Source organism: Pseudomonas sp. S30_BP2TU TE3576 (assembly GCF_050436025.1).
Taxonomy (GTDB): Bacteria; Pseudomonadota; Gammaproteobacteria; order Pseudomonadales; family Pseudomonadaceae; genus Aquipseudomonas.
In genome coordinates this window covers 5,261,461-5,274,948 of sequence record NZ_JBNDLK010000001.1, presented here as the reverse complement: position 1 = coordinate 5,274,948, position 13,488 = coordinate 5,261,461, and the positions used below count along the sequence as shown (strand labels likewise).

General features: G+C 60.1%; 11 protein-coding genes and 1 pseudogene. 4 read left to right on the top strand and 8 right to left on the bottom strand.

The genetic code is table 11. The features are described 5' to 3' along the window. Positions 1 to 39: 39 nt before the first annotated feature. Both queF and ABIA48_RS23990 read right to left on the bottom strand, forming a co-directional pair. Positions 40 to 870 carry an NADPH-dependent 7-cyano-7-deazaguanine reductase QueF gene (gene queF / locus ABIA48_RS23995; RefSeq protein WP_429491835.1) on the bottom strand — a complete coding sequence of 277 codons (831 nt, stop codon included), beginning with the start codon at positions 868 to 870 and terminating at the stop codon, positions 40 to 42. Positions 871 to 931: 61 nt separating this feature from the next. Further along, complete coding sequence (locus ABIA48_RS23990; RefSeq protein WP_429491833.1) at positions 932 to 1,468, bottom strand: cupredoxin domain-containing protein; 537 nt, start codon at positions 1,466 to 1,468, stop codon at positions 932 to 934. A 154-nt stretch (positions 1,469 to 1,622) separates the two neighbouring features. Between ABIA48_RS23990 and ABIA48_RS23985 the strand changes: the two genes are divergently transcribed. Beyond that, positions 1,623 to 2,303: a heavy metal response regulator transcription factor gene (locus ABIA48_RS23985; protein ID WP_007984290.1), complete on the top strand. Its 681-nt coding sequence runs from the start codon at positions 1,623 to 1,625 to the stop codon at positions 2,301 to 2,303. Further along, positions 2,303 to 3,653 (top strand): annotated as a pseudogene (locus tag ABIA48_RS23980) (heavy metal sensor histidine kinase). The gene ABIA48_RS23985 and the pseudogene ABIA48_RS23980 overlap by 1 nt, the downstream one beginning before the upstream one ends. 437 nt (positions 3,654 to 4,090) lie before the next feature. Here the strand turns inward: ABIA48_RS23980 and ABIA48_RS23975 are convergent. The 3 genes from ABIA48_RS23975 to ABIA48_RS23965 all read right to left on the bottom strand — a co-directional run bounded on the left by ABIA48_RS23975 (position 4,091) and on the right by ABIA48_RS23965 (position 7,340). Further along, a complete protein-coding gene (locus ABIA48_RS23975) occupies positions 4,091 to 5,335 on the bottom strand; it encodes a lipoprotein-releasing ABC transporter permease subunit (RefSeq protein WP_310062118.1) in 1,245 nt (414 codons plus the stop codon). Positions 5,336 to 5,398: 63 nt separating this feature from the next. Further along, positions 5,399 to 6,082, bottom strand: a complete 684-nt coding sequence (gene lolD, locus ABIA48_RS23970) for a lipoprotein-releasing ABC transporter ATP-binding protein LolD (protein WP_177318956.1) — start codon at positions 6,080 to 6,082, stop codon at positions 5,399 to 5,401. 7 nt (positions 6,083 to 6,089) lie between these two features. Further along, positions 6,090 to 7,340, bottom strand: a complete 1,251-nt coding sequence (locus ABIA48_RS23965) for a lipoprotein-releasing ABC transporter permease subunit (protein ID WP_429491830.1) — start codon at positions 7,338 to 7,340, stop codon at positions 6,090 to 6,092. A gap of 94 nt (positions 7,341 to 7,434) precedes the next feature. Between ABIA48_RS23965 and ABIA48_RS23960 the strand changes: the two genes are divergently transcribed. Continuing rightward, complete coding sequence (locus ABIA48_RS23960; RefSeq protein WP_429491828.1) at positions 7,435 to 8,016, top strand: PilZ domain-containing protein; 582 nt, start codon at positions 7,435 to 7,437, stop codon at positions 8,014 to 8,016. A gap of 14 nt (positions 8,017 to 8,030) precedes the next feature. Beyond that, positions 8,031 to 8,753 carry a glycerophosphodiester phosphodiesterase gene (locus ABIA48_RS23955; RefSeq protein ID WP_429491826.1) on the top strand — a complete coding sequence of 241 codons (723 nt, stop codon included), beginning with the start codon at positions 8,031 to 8,033 and terminating at the stop codon, positions 8,751 to 8,753. 42 nt (positions 8,754 to 8,795) lie between these two features. On the opposite strand, the gene sthA is transcribed toward ABIA48_RS23955, so the two are convergent. The 3 genes from sthA to ABIA48_RS23940 form a co-directional block, all read right to left on the bottom strand. After that, on the bottom strand, positions 8,796 to 10,190 hold the full coding sequence (sthA, locus tag ABIA48_RS23950; RefSeq protein ID WP_007984277.1) for a Si-specific NAD(P)(+) transhydrogenase: 1,395 nt from the start codon (positions 10,188 to 10,190) through the stop codon (positions 8,796 to 8,798). A 207-nt stretch (positions 10,191 to 10,397) separates the two neighbouring features. Continuing rightward, positions 10,398 to 11,414 (bottom strand): FAD:protein FMN transferase, encoded by a 1,017-nt coding sequence (locus ABIA48_RS23945; RefSeq protein ID WP_429491824.1) that lies wholly within the window; start codon positions 11,412 to 11,414, stop codon positions 10,398 to 10,400. A 315-nt stretch (positions 11,415 to 11,729) separates the two neighbouring features. Then, on the bottom strand, positions 11,730 to 13,193 hold the full coding sequence (locus ABIA48_RS23940; protein WP_429491822.1) for a glyceraldehyde-3-phosphate dehydrogenase: 1,464 nt from the start codon (positions 13,191 to 13,193) through the stop codon (positions 11,730 to 11,732). Positions 13,194 to 13,488: the final 295 nt, after the last annotated feature.

Here is a 13,488-nt window from a genome sequence, read left to right as displayed (position 1 = left end):
AGCAGCCTTCGCGAGCAAGCCCGCTCCCACATTAAAGCTTTACTGGCGGACCAGGCGATGGTTCGGCAGTTGTACGTCTTCAGTGCTGCGATACGGGTTGATATCCAGCCCGCCACGACGCACATAACGCGCATACACCGTCAGTTTTTCCGGCTTCAGCAACCGCTGCAGGTCGAGAAAGATCCGCTCTACACACTGCTCATGGAAATCCGAATGCTGACGGAAGCTGACGATGTACTCGAGCAGGCTCGCGTGATCCAGCGCCGCACCGCGGTACTCCACCGCCACGCTGCCCCAGTCCGGCTGGCTGGTGACCGGGCAGTTGGACTTGAGCAAATGGCTGTGCACGCTTTCCTCGACAATACGCGAATCATCGCAACGCAGCAGTTCCGGCCGTGGCTGCTCGTAGTTGCTGACGCGAATATCCAGTTCATCGATGCACACGCCCGGCAAGGCCACGACGCCTTCGCGCTCGACATCCTTGAGACTGCGAATGCGCACACCCACCGGCTTGCCGGCGGCAGCCGACAAATCCTTGACCAGCGTCGCCTCAAGGCTCGCGGTATCGGCAAACGGCGTCTGGTTCAGGGAGTTGAGGTACAGCTTGAACGACTTCGACTCGATGATGTTCGGTGAATCCGCCGGAATGCTGAATTCGCCGATCGCGACCACAGGCTTGCCCGAAGGCAACAGCCACGACAGTTCGAAGCAGTTCCAGAAGTCCACGCCTTTATACGGCAGGGTTTCGGCCGTCAGGCCCAGCTCCGCCCACTTCGCGGTGCGCGGGATCGGGAACAGCAAGGAAGGTGTATACGTGGCGATGTATTCGCTGGATTTGCCCAGCGGCGAGTGTTCGGCTGCGGGATGCATGGCGGAAACCTGACTGAAGAATCAGCAGATTCTATCAGCCTTTGCTCCAGCCTTTGAGTGCTTACTGACTGACAGTCAGTTTGCCAACCATGCCAGCCTGGTAATGGCCGGAGATATTGCAGGCAAATTCCAGATTGGTGGCCTTGCTGAAGGTCCAGGTCAGCTCGGCGGTCTTGCCCGGCTCCACCAGTACGCTGTTCGGGTCGTCATGTTTCATGCCGTGGTCCATTTTGCTGTGATCCATGCCAGCCATGTTGCCGTGATCCATTGCCTTCATGCCGGTTGGCGTCAGCATCCCGCTCTGTTGCATTTGCAACATTTCCTGCTGGTGTCTGGCGTGCATCGCCGCATCACCCAGATTGAATTCATGCAACAACTGGCCCTTATTGACCAGCACGAAGCGCACGGTTTCCCCGGCCTTGACGTCGATGGCCTTCGGCGTGAAGGACATGTCACCCATGACCACCTCGACGCTGCGGGTCGCCTTGGCCGCCGGGGCCGGTTGACCGAAATCGTAGGTATGCCCGGCGTCCGCCCACACCGGTGAACTCAGCGCCAGCAAACAAACGATTGGCGCCACGAATTTGCGTAAAAACATCGTCATACTCCAACAAGATAAGGCTCAGCGTGCGCAAAACTCTAAACTGCTGCCACTGCCCGTAACCTGACAGCCAGATTACAACTTTGTCAGGTTGCCCTGTGCGAATGCTTCCCACGGTATAAAGCGTTCGTTCCATTTGCATGAGTCGCCCATGAAACTGCTGATTGTCGAAGACCAACCGAAAACCGGACATTACCTGCGCCAGGGCCTGGCCGAGGCCGGGTTCAACACGGAGCTGGTAGCTGACGGTAGCACCGGCCAGCAACTGGCCCTCAGCGGCGAATATGCCCTGCTGATTCTCGATGTGATGCTGCCCGGTCGAGATGGCTGGCAAATTCTTCAAGCGGTGCGCAGCGCTGGCCTGGACACCCCGGTACTTTTTCTGACCGCGCGTGACGCCGTGGAGGACAGGGTTCATGGCCTCGAACTGGGCGCCGACGACTATCTGGTCAAACCGTTTGCTTTCTCCGAACTGCTGGCCCGGGTCCGCAGCCTGTTGCGCCGCGGCAGTGCCACGCCTCAGGAAACCAGCTTGCAACTGGCCGATTTGCGCCTGGACCTGATCCGTCGCCGGGTCGAACGCGGCGGGCAGCGTATCGACCTGACCGCCAAGGAGTTCGCCCTGCTGGAAATGCTCCTGCGCCGTCAGGGCGAAGTCCTGCCCAAGTCGCTGATTGCGTCCCAGGTCTGGGACATGAATTTCGACAGCGACACCAATGTCATCGAGGTGGCGATCCGTCGTCTGCGCCTGAAGATCGACGATGAATTCCCCAACAAACTGATCCACACCGTGCGCGGCATGGGCTACGTCCTTGAAGAGCGCCCCGCCTGATGCGCCAGCTGTCCTTGAGCAGCCGCCTGGCGCTGCTGTTTGCCGCCTGCACCGCCGTGGTGTCGTTGTTCGCCGGCGTGCTGTTCAGCCGCGCCAGCGAAGCGCACTTCATTGAACTCGACCAGCAACTGCTGCACGGCAAGCTGATGGGCTTGCGCCGGGACCTGCACGACTTTCAGTCCAGTGATAGCGAAGTGAAGCTGGCAGAAGAATTGAGCCGACAGGCTGATTTGTCCCTGCGCATCACTGGCAGCGACGGCCGGCGCTGGTATGACAGCTCGACAACCATTCCACAGGCATTGCCGCGCCAGCCGGGATTGTCGACGGTGAGCCATGCAGGCACGGATTACCGCGTGCTGAATGCACCGCTTTTCGCGGACAAACCCGACTCACCGCAACTGACCTTGCTGCTGGACATCACCCACCACCAGCACTTTCTGCAACGCATGCAGCATTTGATCTGGTTGACCGTCGGCCTGTCAGCCCTGGCCACCGCGCTGCTTGGCGCCTGGGCGGCACGCAGCGGCTTGCGCCCGTTGCGGCGGATCAGTGCGGTGGCCAGCGGTGTTTCCGCGCAATCGCTGAACTCGCGGCTGCCGGAAGAAAACATGCCGCCGGAACTGGCGGAAATGGCCCACAACTTCAACGCCATGCTCGGACGCCTCGACGACTCGTTTCAGCGTTTGTCCGCGTTCTCCGCCGACATTGCCCATGAGCTGCGCACGCCATTGTCGAACCTGCTGACCCACACCCAGGTCACCCTCACCCGCCCTCGCCCCATCGAGGACTACCGTGAAGCCCTGCACAGCAACCTTGAAGAACTGCAATGGATGGCGCAACTGGTCAACGACATGCTCTATCTGGCCAAGGCTGATCATGGATTGTTGATCCCCAAGCGCGAACCATTGGAACTGGGACGGGAAGCGGATCTGTTACTGGAGTTTTTTGCGCCGCTGGCGGAAGACGCGCAGGTGACGCTCGCACGGGAAGGCCATGGGTGCCTGGAAGGCGACCGCAGTATGTTGAGGCGAGCATTGTCCAACTTACTGGATAACGCGCTACGTTTTACCCCCGGTCGATGGCGAGGTTCGGGTAAACATTGTCGAGCAAGCGAATGACCTGAGATTGAGCGTCGAAAACACAGGGAGCGCAATAGACGCACAGCTACTGCCGCGGCTATTTGACCGCTTCTACCGTGCAGATCCAGCGCGCCGCGAAGGCAGCAGTGAACATGCAGGATTGGGATTGGCGATCACCCGGTCGATCATCCGCGCCCATGGCGGGCAGATTCGTTGCGAATCGGAGAATGGGTGGACGCGGTTTGTGATTGAGTTGCCAAGGGGGGATTGAGGCCGGCAGTACCGGCCCCTTCGCGAGCAAGCCCGCTCCCACATTTGGAATGCATTCCCCTGTGGGAGAATGGGTGGACCAGGTTTGTGATTGAGTTGCCAAAAGGAGACTGAGGCCGGCAGTACCGGCCCCTTCGCGAGCAAGCCCGCTCCCACATTTGGAATGCATTCCCCTGTGGGAGAATGGGTGGACCAGGTTTGTGATTGAGTTACCAAAAGGAGACTGAGGCCGGCAGTTCCGGCCTCATCGCGAGCAAGCTCGCTCCCACATTTGGAATGCATTCCCCTGTGGGAGAATGGGTGGACCAGGTTTGTGATTGAGTTACCAAAAGGAGACTGAGGCCAGTAGTTCCGGCCCCTTCGCGAGCAAGCCCGCTCCCACATTTGGAATGCATTCCCCTGTGGGAGCGGGCTTGCTCGCGAAAGCGGTGTAACGGCTTACGAATAGCGCAACGCGTGAGCCGGCTCGATCTTCGCCGCCCGCCATGCCGGGTAAACCGTGGCCAGGAAGCTCAGGACAAAGCCCGCCGTGCAGATCAACGCCACATCGCCGCCTTGCAGCTCCGACGGCAGGTTGCTGACGAAATACACGTCGGAACTGAAGATGTGCTGCCCGCTGACCCGCTCGATCCAGCCGACCATCTCGCTGACGTTCAGTGCGGCAATCACACCCAACACACCGCCAATCAAGGTGCCGACAATCCCGATCACCGTGCCCTGCACCATGAAGATCGCCATGATCTGCCGCGGCGTGGCACCGATGGTGCGCAGGATGGCGATGTCCGCGCCCTTGTCGTTCACCACCATGATCAGGGTCGCGATGATGTTGAACGCCGCCACCGCGACGATCATCAGCAACAGCAGGCCGATCATGGTTTTTTCCATCTTCATCGCACTGAACAGGCTGCCCTGGGTGTGGGTCCAGTCGTCAGCCTTGTAGGCGGCGCCCAGCCCCGTGGCGATGTCGCTCGACACTTGCGGCGCGGCATACAGATCCTTCACCGCCAGGCGCACGCTCTGCACCTGGTTCGGTTCCCAGTGCTGCATTTGCGCGGCATCGGCCATGTGGATCAACGCCATGGTGCCGTCCAGCTCCGCACCGACCTTGAACACGCCGACCACATTCAGCCGTTGCATGCGCGGGGTAATGCCGCCCGGCGCATTGCTGACTTCCGGCACGATCAGGGTGATCTTGTCGCCAACGTTCAAGCGGAAACGGCGTGCCGTGATCTCGCCGATCACCACGCCGAATTCCCCCGGCTTCAGGGCTTCGAGACTGCCCTGAACGATGTGTTTGGCAACGATCGACACCTGGCCTTCCAGCGCCGGGTCGACACCGCTGACCTGGATGGGCTGCATCGTGCCCTTGTAGGAGAGCATGCCTTCCATCTCGGTGAACGGCACCGCCGCCGTCACTTCCGGGTTTTTCATCGCGGCCGCTGCCACGGGCTTCCAGTCATCAATCGGGTTGACGCCGACGATGGTGGCATGCGGCACCATGCCGAGGATGCGCGAGCTCATTTCGCGCTGAAAGCCGTTCATTACCGACAACACCACGATCATCGCCAGTACGCCGAGGGCGAGGCCGATCATCGACGTCATCGAGATGAAGGAAACAAAGCGATTGCGGCGCTTGGCGCGGGTATAGCGCGTGCCGATAAAGATCGATAACGGTCTGAACATTCGCTGGGGCACCGTATAAAAATAAAAGACCCGACGCCTTTTCAGGCATCGGGTTTCAATCCGTTAGATGGGAGTCAGGCAACCTTCCTGCAGGTGCAGGACGCGATCCATCTGGCGGGCCAGGTTCATGTCGTGGGTCACCACCAGGAACGCCGTGCGCATCGAGGTGCTGAGCTCCAGCATCAAGTCCTGGATGCCCTGGGCAGTGTGAGAGTCGAGGTTGCCGGTCGGCTCATCGAGCATCACCAGGCCCGGCTTGTTCACCAGGGCGCGGGCAATGGCCACGCGCTGACGCTCACCGCCGGATAATTCGGCCGGCTTGTGTTCCAGGCGATGGCCCAACCCTACCCGCTCCAGCAACGCCGTGGCACGCTGGCGCGCCTCGGGGATCGCCGTCTTGCCGATCAGCAGCGGCATGCAGACGTTTTCCAGGGCGGTGAATTCCGGCAGCAAGTGGTGGAACTGATACACGAAGCCGAGGGCACGATTACGCAGCAGGCCGCGTTTCTTCTCGCTCAGCGCCGACAGCTCTTCACCGTCGAGCCAGACACTGCCGTTGGTCGGTGTATCGAGGCCGCCCAGCAGATTGAGCAAGGTACTTTTGCCCGAGCCGGACTTGCCGACAATCGCCACACGCTCTCCCGGGTGCAACTCCAGTTGCAGGCCGGCCAACACTTCCACCGATTCCGGGCCTTCCTCGTAGGACTTGCCCAGGCTGCGGCAGCTCAAGATTGCTTTATCACTCATGCCCGACTCACTCATAACGTAGCGCCTCCGCCGGCTGGGTGCGCGCGGCACGCCAGGCTGGATACAGGGTGGCGAGGAAACTCAGGACCAACGCGGCGGCGCAGACCATGACGACGTCCTGGCTCTGCACTTGCGACGGCAGGTAATCGATGAAATACACGTCGGCGTTGAGGAATTTGTGCCCGATCAGGCCTTCGAGGGCCGAAATCGCGGCGCTGACGTTCAACGCGGCGAAGATGCCGACCACGGCACCGATTACCGTGCCGACCACGCCAATCACCGTGCCCTGCACCATGAACGTGCGCATGATCGTGCCCGGCGTGGCGCCCAGTGTGCGCAGGATCGCAATGTCGCCCTTCTTGTCGTTCACCACCATCACCAGCGTTGAAATGATGTTGAATGCCGCGACGGCAACGATCAGCAGCAGCAACAGGCCGATCATGGCTTTTTCCATGCGGATCGCCTGGTACAGGTTGCCGTGGGTGCGGGTCCAGTCGCGGGCGTAGAAGCGGTCTTCGCCCAGATCGCGGGCAATGCTCCACGCGGTGCGTGGTGCCTGGAACAGGTCGTCGAATTTGAGGCGCAGACCCTGGACCTGATCCGGTTTCCAGCGATGCAGCCGGGCCAGATCCTGAAGGTTGGTGACGCCGAGGTAGCCATCAAGCTCACCGGCACCGACGTGGAAGATGCCGACCACGGTAAAACGCTTCATGCGCGGGAACATCCCGGCCGGGGTCACGGTGACTTCAGGTGCGACGAAAGTAAGCTTGTCGCCAACCGCCGCGCCGAGTTTGGCTGCCGCCTTGTCGCCGATGACGATGCCGAACTCACCCGGGACCAGGTCGTCGAGTTTGCCCTGAGTCATGAAGTGATCGATGATCGACACCTGGCGCTCTTGCTCCGGGTCGATGGCATTGAGCAGGACTTTCGAGACCTTGCCGTTGTTGGTCAGCAGACCCTGCATTTGCGTAAACGGCGCAACAGCCGTCACCTGCGGGTTCTGCTTGACCTTGGTGGCCAGGCTTTGCCAATCGCTGATCGGCTCGCCGGACTCGATAGTCGCGTGGGGCACCATACCCAGCACGCGGGTGCGCATCTCATGATCGAAGCCGTTCATCACCGACAGCACCACGATCATCACGACCACGCCAAGGGCGAGCCCGATCATCGAAGTCAGGGAAATGAATGACACAAAATGATTGCGACGCTTTGCACGGGTGTAACGCGTGCCGATAAATACGAAGAGAGGTCTGAACATGTCGGGGCTTGTTCGGAGGGAAAAGGAACGTCCTTGTGGCGGGGGTCGATAACCAGCTTTACACTCAGACCACCGCCGCTACCATGGGTTCGCCATGTCGACATTAGATGAAGAAGATCGCCGCGAATACTACCGTATCGAGGACACGATCGCACTGGAAATTCGGCCCCTGTCCGCTCCCGAAGCCGCAGGCCAGGAAGTGTTGCAGGATGCGTCCCCACTCTTCAACCTGCTCAGCGAACTGCACCTGAGCGAATTCGAGTCGCAACATCTGTTGCGCCAGATCAGCGAACGCGACCGCACGACCGCCGCATTTCTCAAATCCCAGAACAAACGCATCGATTTGCTGAGTCAGGTCGTCGCCCTGACAGTGCTCGGGCAGATCGGCGCACCGCAGCCGGTGATCATCTCCGAAGGTGGTATCGACTTTCAGCACCCATCGCCCATTACCGCCGGCACACGCCTGTCGGTCAAGCTGGTGTTGATGCCGCAAGCCCTGGGCCTGCTGTTGCGCGCTCGTGTCACCCATTGCGACCGCAAGGGCGATGGTTATGACGTCGGCACCGAGTTCGAACACCTGACCGACGCCCAGCGCCAACTGTTGGCCCGCCACATCTTGCAAAAGCAGGCCCAGGAACGACGCCTGGCCCGCGAACAACTCGAATCAGGCAATTAATTTAAGGAAGAACCGTGACCCTCATCTACGGCCATCGCGGCGCCAAGGGCGAAGCACCGGAAAACACCCTGACCAGCTTCCAGGAATGTCTCAAGCACGGCGTGCGTCGCTGCGAACTGGACCTGCACCTGTCCATGGACGGCGAGTTGATGGTCATCCACGACCCGACCCTCAAGCGCACCACCGACCGTCGCGGCAAAGTCGTCGAACACACGGCGGCCGAGCTTGTGACTTACGACGCGCGCAAGGGTGGCCCGGGCTGGATCAAGCCCTGCCCGATTCCGACGCTGGAAGAACTGTTCGAAAAGTGCGACTTCGATCACTGGCAACTGGAAGTCAAAAGCGCATCACGGATGCGTGCCGCGACCACCGTGCTGGCGATTCGCGAAATGGTCCAGCGTCATGGGCTGATGGACAGGGTAACGATCACCTCGAGCTCGCGTGAAGTGCTCAAGGCTGCGCTGGAACTGGTGCCGGATGTGTCCCGTGGACTGGTGGCCGAGTATGCCTGGCTCGACCCGTTAAAGGTCGCGGCCAGCTATGGCTGTGAGATTCTGGCGTTGAACTGGACCCTGTGCACGCCGGAACGCCTGCAAAGGGCACAGCGTCAGGGGCTGCATGTGTCGGTGTGGACTGTCAACGAGCCTGCGCTGATGCGCAGGCTCGCCGACTTCGGCGTTGACAGCCTGATTACAGACTTTCCCGGTTTGGCCATCGCCACGCTCGAGAATTGCTGAAATCGGTCTCCCCGGCCGGCTCAGGCCACCGGCCGGAGCCGCTCAAAAAAGCCGGTTGAGGCCGTCGTACGCCGCTACCCGATAGGCTTCGGCCATGGTCGGGTAGTTGAACGTCGTGTTGACGAAGTACTTCAGCGTGTTCAGTTCACCCGGCTGGTTCATGATCGCCTGACCGATGTGCACGATCTCCGACGCCTGATAGCCGAAGCAGTGAACGCCCAGCACTTCCAGGGTTTCACGGTGGAACAGGATCTTCAGCATGCCTTGCGGCTCACCGGCGATCTGCGCCCGCGCCATGCTCTTGAAGAACGCCTTGCCCACCTCGTACGGCACCTTGGCCTGGGTCAGCTCCTGCTCGTTCTTGCCGATCGAGCTGATCTCCGGAATGGTGTAGATGCCGGTCGGCACGTCATTCACGAAACGCCAGCTACCGTTATCCACGATACTGCCAGCGGCCGAACGGCCCTGGTCGTGGGCGGCACTGGCCAGGCTCGGCCAGCCAATCACGTCACCGGCGCCATAGATGTTCGGCACGCAAGTGCGGTACGCCTCGTCGACTTCGATCTGGCCACGGCTGTTGACCTTCACGCCGATGTTTTCCAGGCCCAACTGATCAGTGTTGCCGGTACGGCCGTTGCACCAGAGCAAGGCGTCGGCCTTGATCTTCTTGCCGGACTTGAGGTGCAGGATCACGCCGTTGTCCACGCCTTCGACGCGGTCGTAGTCTTCGTTGTGGCGAACCGTGATGTTGTTGTTGCTGAAGTGATAGCTCAACGCCTGGGAAATTTCCGAGTCGAGGAAGCTCAGCAACTGGCCACGGTTGTCCACCAGTTCAACCAATACACCCAGACCACTGAAGATCGAGGCGTATTCGCAACCGATCACGCCGGCGCCATAAACGATGAGTTTGCGCGGGGTGTGGCCGAGGCTGAGGATGGTGTCGCTATCGTAGATACGCGGGTGGTGGAAATCGATGTCCGCCGGGCGATAAGGACGCGATCCGGTGGCAATGATGATGTGCTTGGCTACCAGTTTTTCGACCACGCCGTTGGCGCAGACTACTTCGATGGTTTGCTCGTCGGCGAAGCTGCCGGTGCCGAAGAACACGTCGACGCGGTTACGGGCGTAGTAGCCGGTACGCGAAGCAACTTGTTTGGAGATGACTTTTTCGGCGCTTTTCAACACGTCCGGGAACGAGAACCAGCGCGGTTCGCCAATGGCCCGGAACATCGGGTTGGTGTTGAACTGCATGATCTGCCGCACCGAGTGACGCAGTGCCTTGGACGGGATGGTGCCCAAGTGAGTGCAGTTGCCGCCGACCTGGCGACGGCTATCGACCATCGCCACCTTGCGGCCTGCCTTGGCGGCGTTCATTGCCGCGCCTTCCCCCGCCGGGCCGGAACCCAACACCACCACGTCGTAGTTGTAGACAGCCATGCGTACTCCTCAGAACAGGCCGCGGCACCCTCGGCACCTGCGGCTAAATCACGCCCAAGTGTGGCGTGAAGGAACAATTTGGGGCCAGTGCAGAACCCGGACACAGTCTATAGAAGCGTCAACGCCGCGCACATTAACCCTTGGTCGCGTCGTAGGCTACTTTTGCCTGCACTAGAACGCCAGTTTTCAATGCTCAAATTGCCGCAATCACTCGGCTTTTTGGCCACTGAGGCGCTCAAAAGCGTGACTGCTGCGTGTGACGAAACCTGTATCGGCGCGAATCACAAAAAATGCACCGATATCGTGTTTTTCTGCGTAGTCCCAACCGCGTTCCGGCCCGAGAATCAGCAACAGCGTCGATAAGCCATCGGCCATCAACGCTGAAGGATGAATCACCGTGACGGACGCCAAGGCATGTGAAACCGGCGCCCCCGTGCGCGCATCGAAGGTGTGGGAAAAACGTCGCCCGCCCTGCTCGAAGTAATTCCGGTAGTCGCCGGAGGTGGACAGGCCATAGCCGTCAACAACAATGACGCGCTCGGCCACCTGTCGATCATCCCGCGGCTCTTCCAGCGCGATGCGCCATGGCGAACCGTCGGCCTTCTTGCCGGACGCCTTGAGCTCGCCCGTGGCTTCGGCAAGAAAGTCGCGAATACCCATCGCCTGGAGTCTTGCAGCAATCGTGTCCACGGCATAGCCGGCAGCGATGCTGTTGAAGTCGATCTCAACGGCGGCATCCTTGCACAACCGGTCGCCATCGATGCGCAAGTGCTGGTGGCCGACGCGCTTGCGGGCTTCGGCGAGCGCTTCGGTGGTCGGGACTTTTTCCTCACGGGCCTGCGGACCAAATCCCCAGAGGTTCAACAACGGCTCCACCGTCAAATCATAGGAGCCTTCACTTTGCACTGACAGTTGCTCGCCTACGCGGACCAGCTCGAGGATCGACGCCGGCATTGCCTGACAGCGGTTGGCCGGCAACGCGTTGAAGCGCTCGATGTCCGAGTCGCTGCGGTAAGTCGACATTTGCCGATCGACGTCAGCGAGGATTTGCTCGACCTGGACACGAACTTCGTCCGGCGCCGGAAGGCCGGCATGGCGCACATACTTGATCGAATAAGTGCTGCCCATGGTCGGGCCGCCAAAGCTTTCGAGGGCGTCGCTGTTGCCGCAACCTGATAGTGCGCCGAGCAGCAAAAACACCGCCCCCTGCCACCTGATCAACAATTCCCGAGCTCCCCCAAAAACACCCCCTGACACGCCGCCAAGGCCAGCCATTATGCGACAGAAATGTGGGAGCGGGCTTGCTCGCGAAGAGGCCGGCACATTCAACAGAGATGTCGACTGATCCACCGCTTTCGCGAGCAAGCCCGCTCCCACAATTTTGATCTTCAGTGACCGCCAATCCCACGGCCGGCCACAATCCCTGTGGGAGCGGGCTTGCCCGCGATGAGGCCAGCTCAGGCAACATTTCCCTACTGACAAACCCACAAACAAAAACGCCCCGACCAAAGTCGGGGCGTTTTCATGTGCAGCTAAGGCTTAGCGCGGGAATGCTGGCGGGTTTACACCGGCCATGTCTTCCATCACGCGAACCACCTGGCAGCTGTAACCAAACTCGTTGTCGTACCAAACGTACAGCACAACGCGGTTATCCTGGGTGATGGTCGCTTCTGCGTCCACTACGCCTGCGTGGCGCGAGCCAACGAAGTCGGTGGAAACCACTTCCTGGGAGCTCACGTAGTCGATCTGCTTGTGCAGATCCGAGTGCATGGCCATCTGGCGCAGGTACTCGTTGATCTCTTCGCGAGTGGTGGCTTTTTCCAGGTTCAGGTTCAGGATAGCCATCGACACGTTCGGCGTCGGAACACGAATCGCGTTACCGGTCAGCTTGCCCTTGAGCACTGGCAGCGCCTTGGCGGCTGCGGTGGCAGCACCGGTCTCGGTGATCACCATGTTCAGCGGCGCGGCGCGGCCACGACGGCTGCCCTTGTGGAAGTTGTCGATCAGGTTCTGGTCGTTGGTGAACGAGTGAACGGTTTCGACGTGGCCGTTGACGATGCCGTACTTGTCGTTGACTGCCTTGAGCACCGGAACGATGGCGTTGGTGGTGCAGGAAGCCGCCGAGATGATCTTGTCGTCAGGGCTGATGTCGCCATGGTTGATGCCGTGCACGATGTTCTTCAGCGCGCCCTTGCCAGGTGCGGTGAGGATCACGCGGGCAGCGCCCGGGCAGGCCAGGTGCTGGCCCAGACCGTCTGCGTCACGCCATACACCGGTGTTGTCGACGATCAGAGCGTTTTCGATGCCGTACTGGGTGTAGTCGACTTCGGCCGGGCTCTTGGCGTAGATAACCTGGATCAGGTTGCCGTTGGCGGTGATGGTGTTGTTGGCTTCATCAATGGTGATGGTGCCATCGAACGGACCATGGACCGAGTCGCGGCGCAGCAGGCTGGCACGCTTGACCAGATCGTTCTCGGCGCCCTTGCGGACAACGATGGCGCGCAGACGCAGGCCGTCGCCACCACCGGTTTTCTCGATCAGGATGCGCGCCAGCAGACGGCCGATACGACCGAAGCCGTAGAGGACAACATCAGTGCCTTTGCGGGCGGAAGCATTTTGCTGGCCAACCACGTCAGCCAGTTCATCACGGACGAACTGCTCGGCAGTACGGCCATTGCCTTCGGCCTTGAATTTGGCCGCCAGCTTGCCCAGGTCCACCGAAGCGGCGCCGAGCTTGAGTTCGCTCATCGCTTTGATCAGCGGGAATGTTTCGTGGACGGACAGCTCGCTTTCGTCGGACTGACGGTGACGAGCAAAGCGGTGAGCTTTGAGAATCGCAATGACTGAACGATTGATCAGGCTGCGGCCATAGATCGAGCTCACCACGTTGTTATTGCGGTAGAGCTGACCGATAAGCGGAATCATCGCTTCTGCGAGTGCTTCACGGTCGATCCATTCACCAAGACACTGGTCGGGCTTCTGAGTCACGGGAACCTTCCACATGTAGGGGCAGAAAAAAGGGGCTACATTATGCCGCCGAGTGACAGCCGTAGCAATGCGCGCCCGTCGTGCATTACGTAACAAATCGTCGTTCAAAAAAATTACGCCTCGCGCCAGCCCAGTAAAACCGGGGCTTTCAGCGAAGTCAATTTTTTGGAGGTCATGCCTCCTTGTCCGTAACCCTCCGTAACACTCGTTGTATTTTCCACTACATATTCAGCGATTCCAGGTAAAAAACCGCCGAATTTTGTCTTTACCACTACATTTCGCCACACCCGCGCATTAGGCGCAGTCAGCA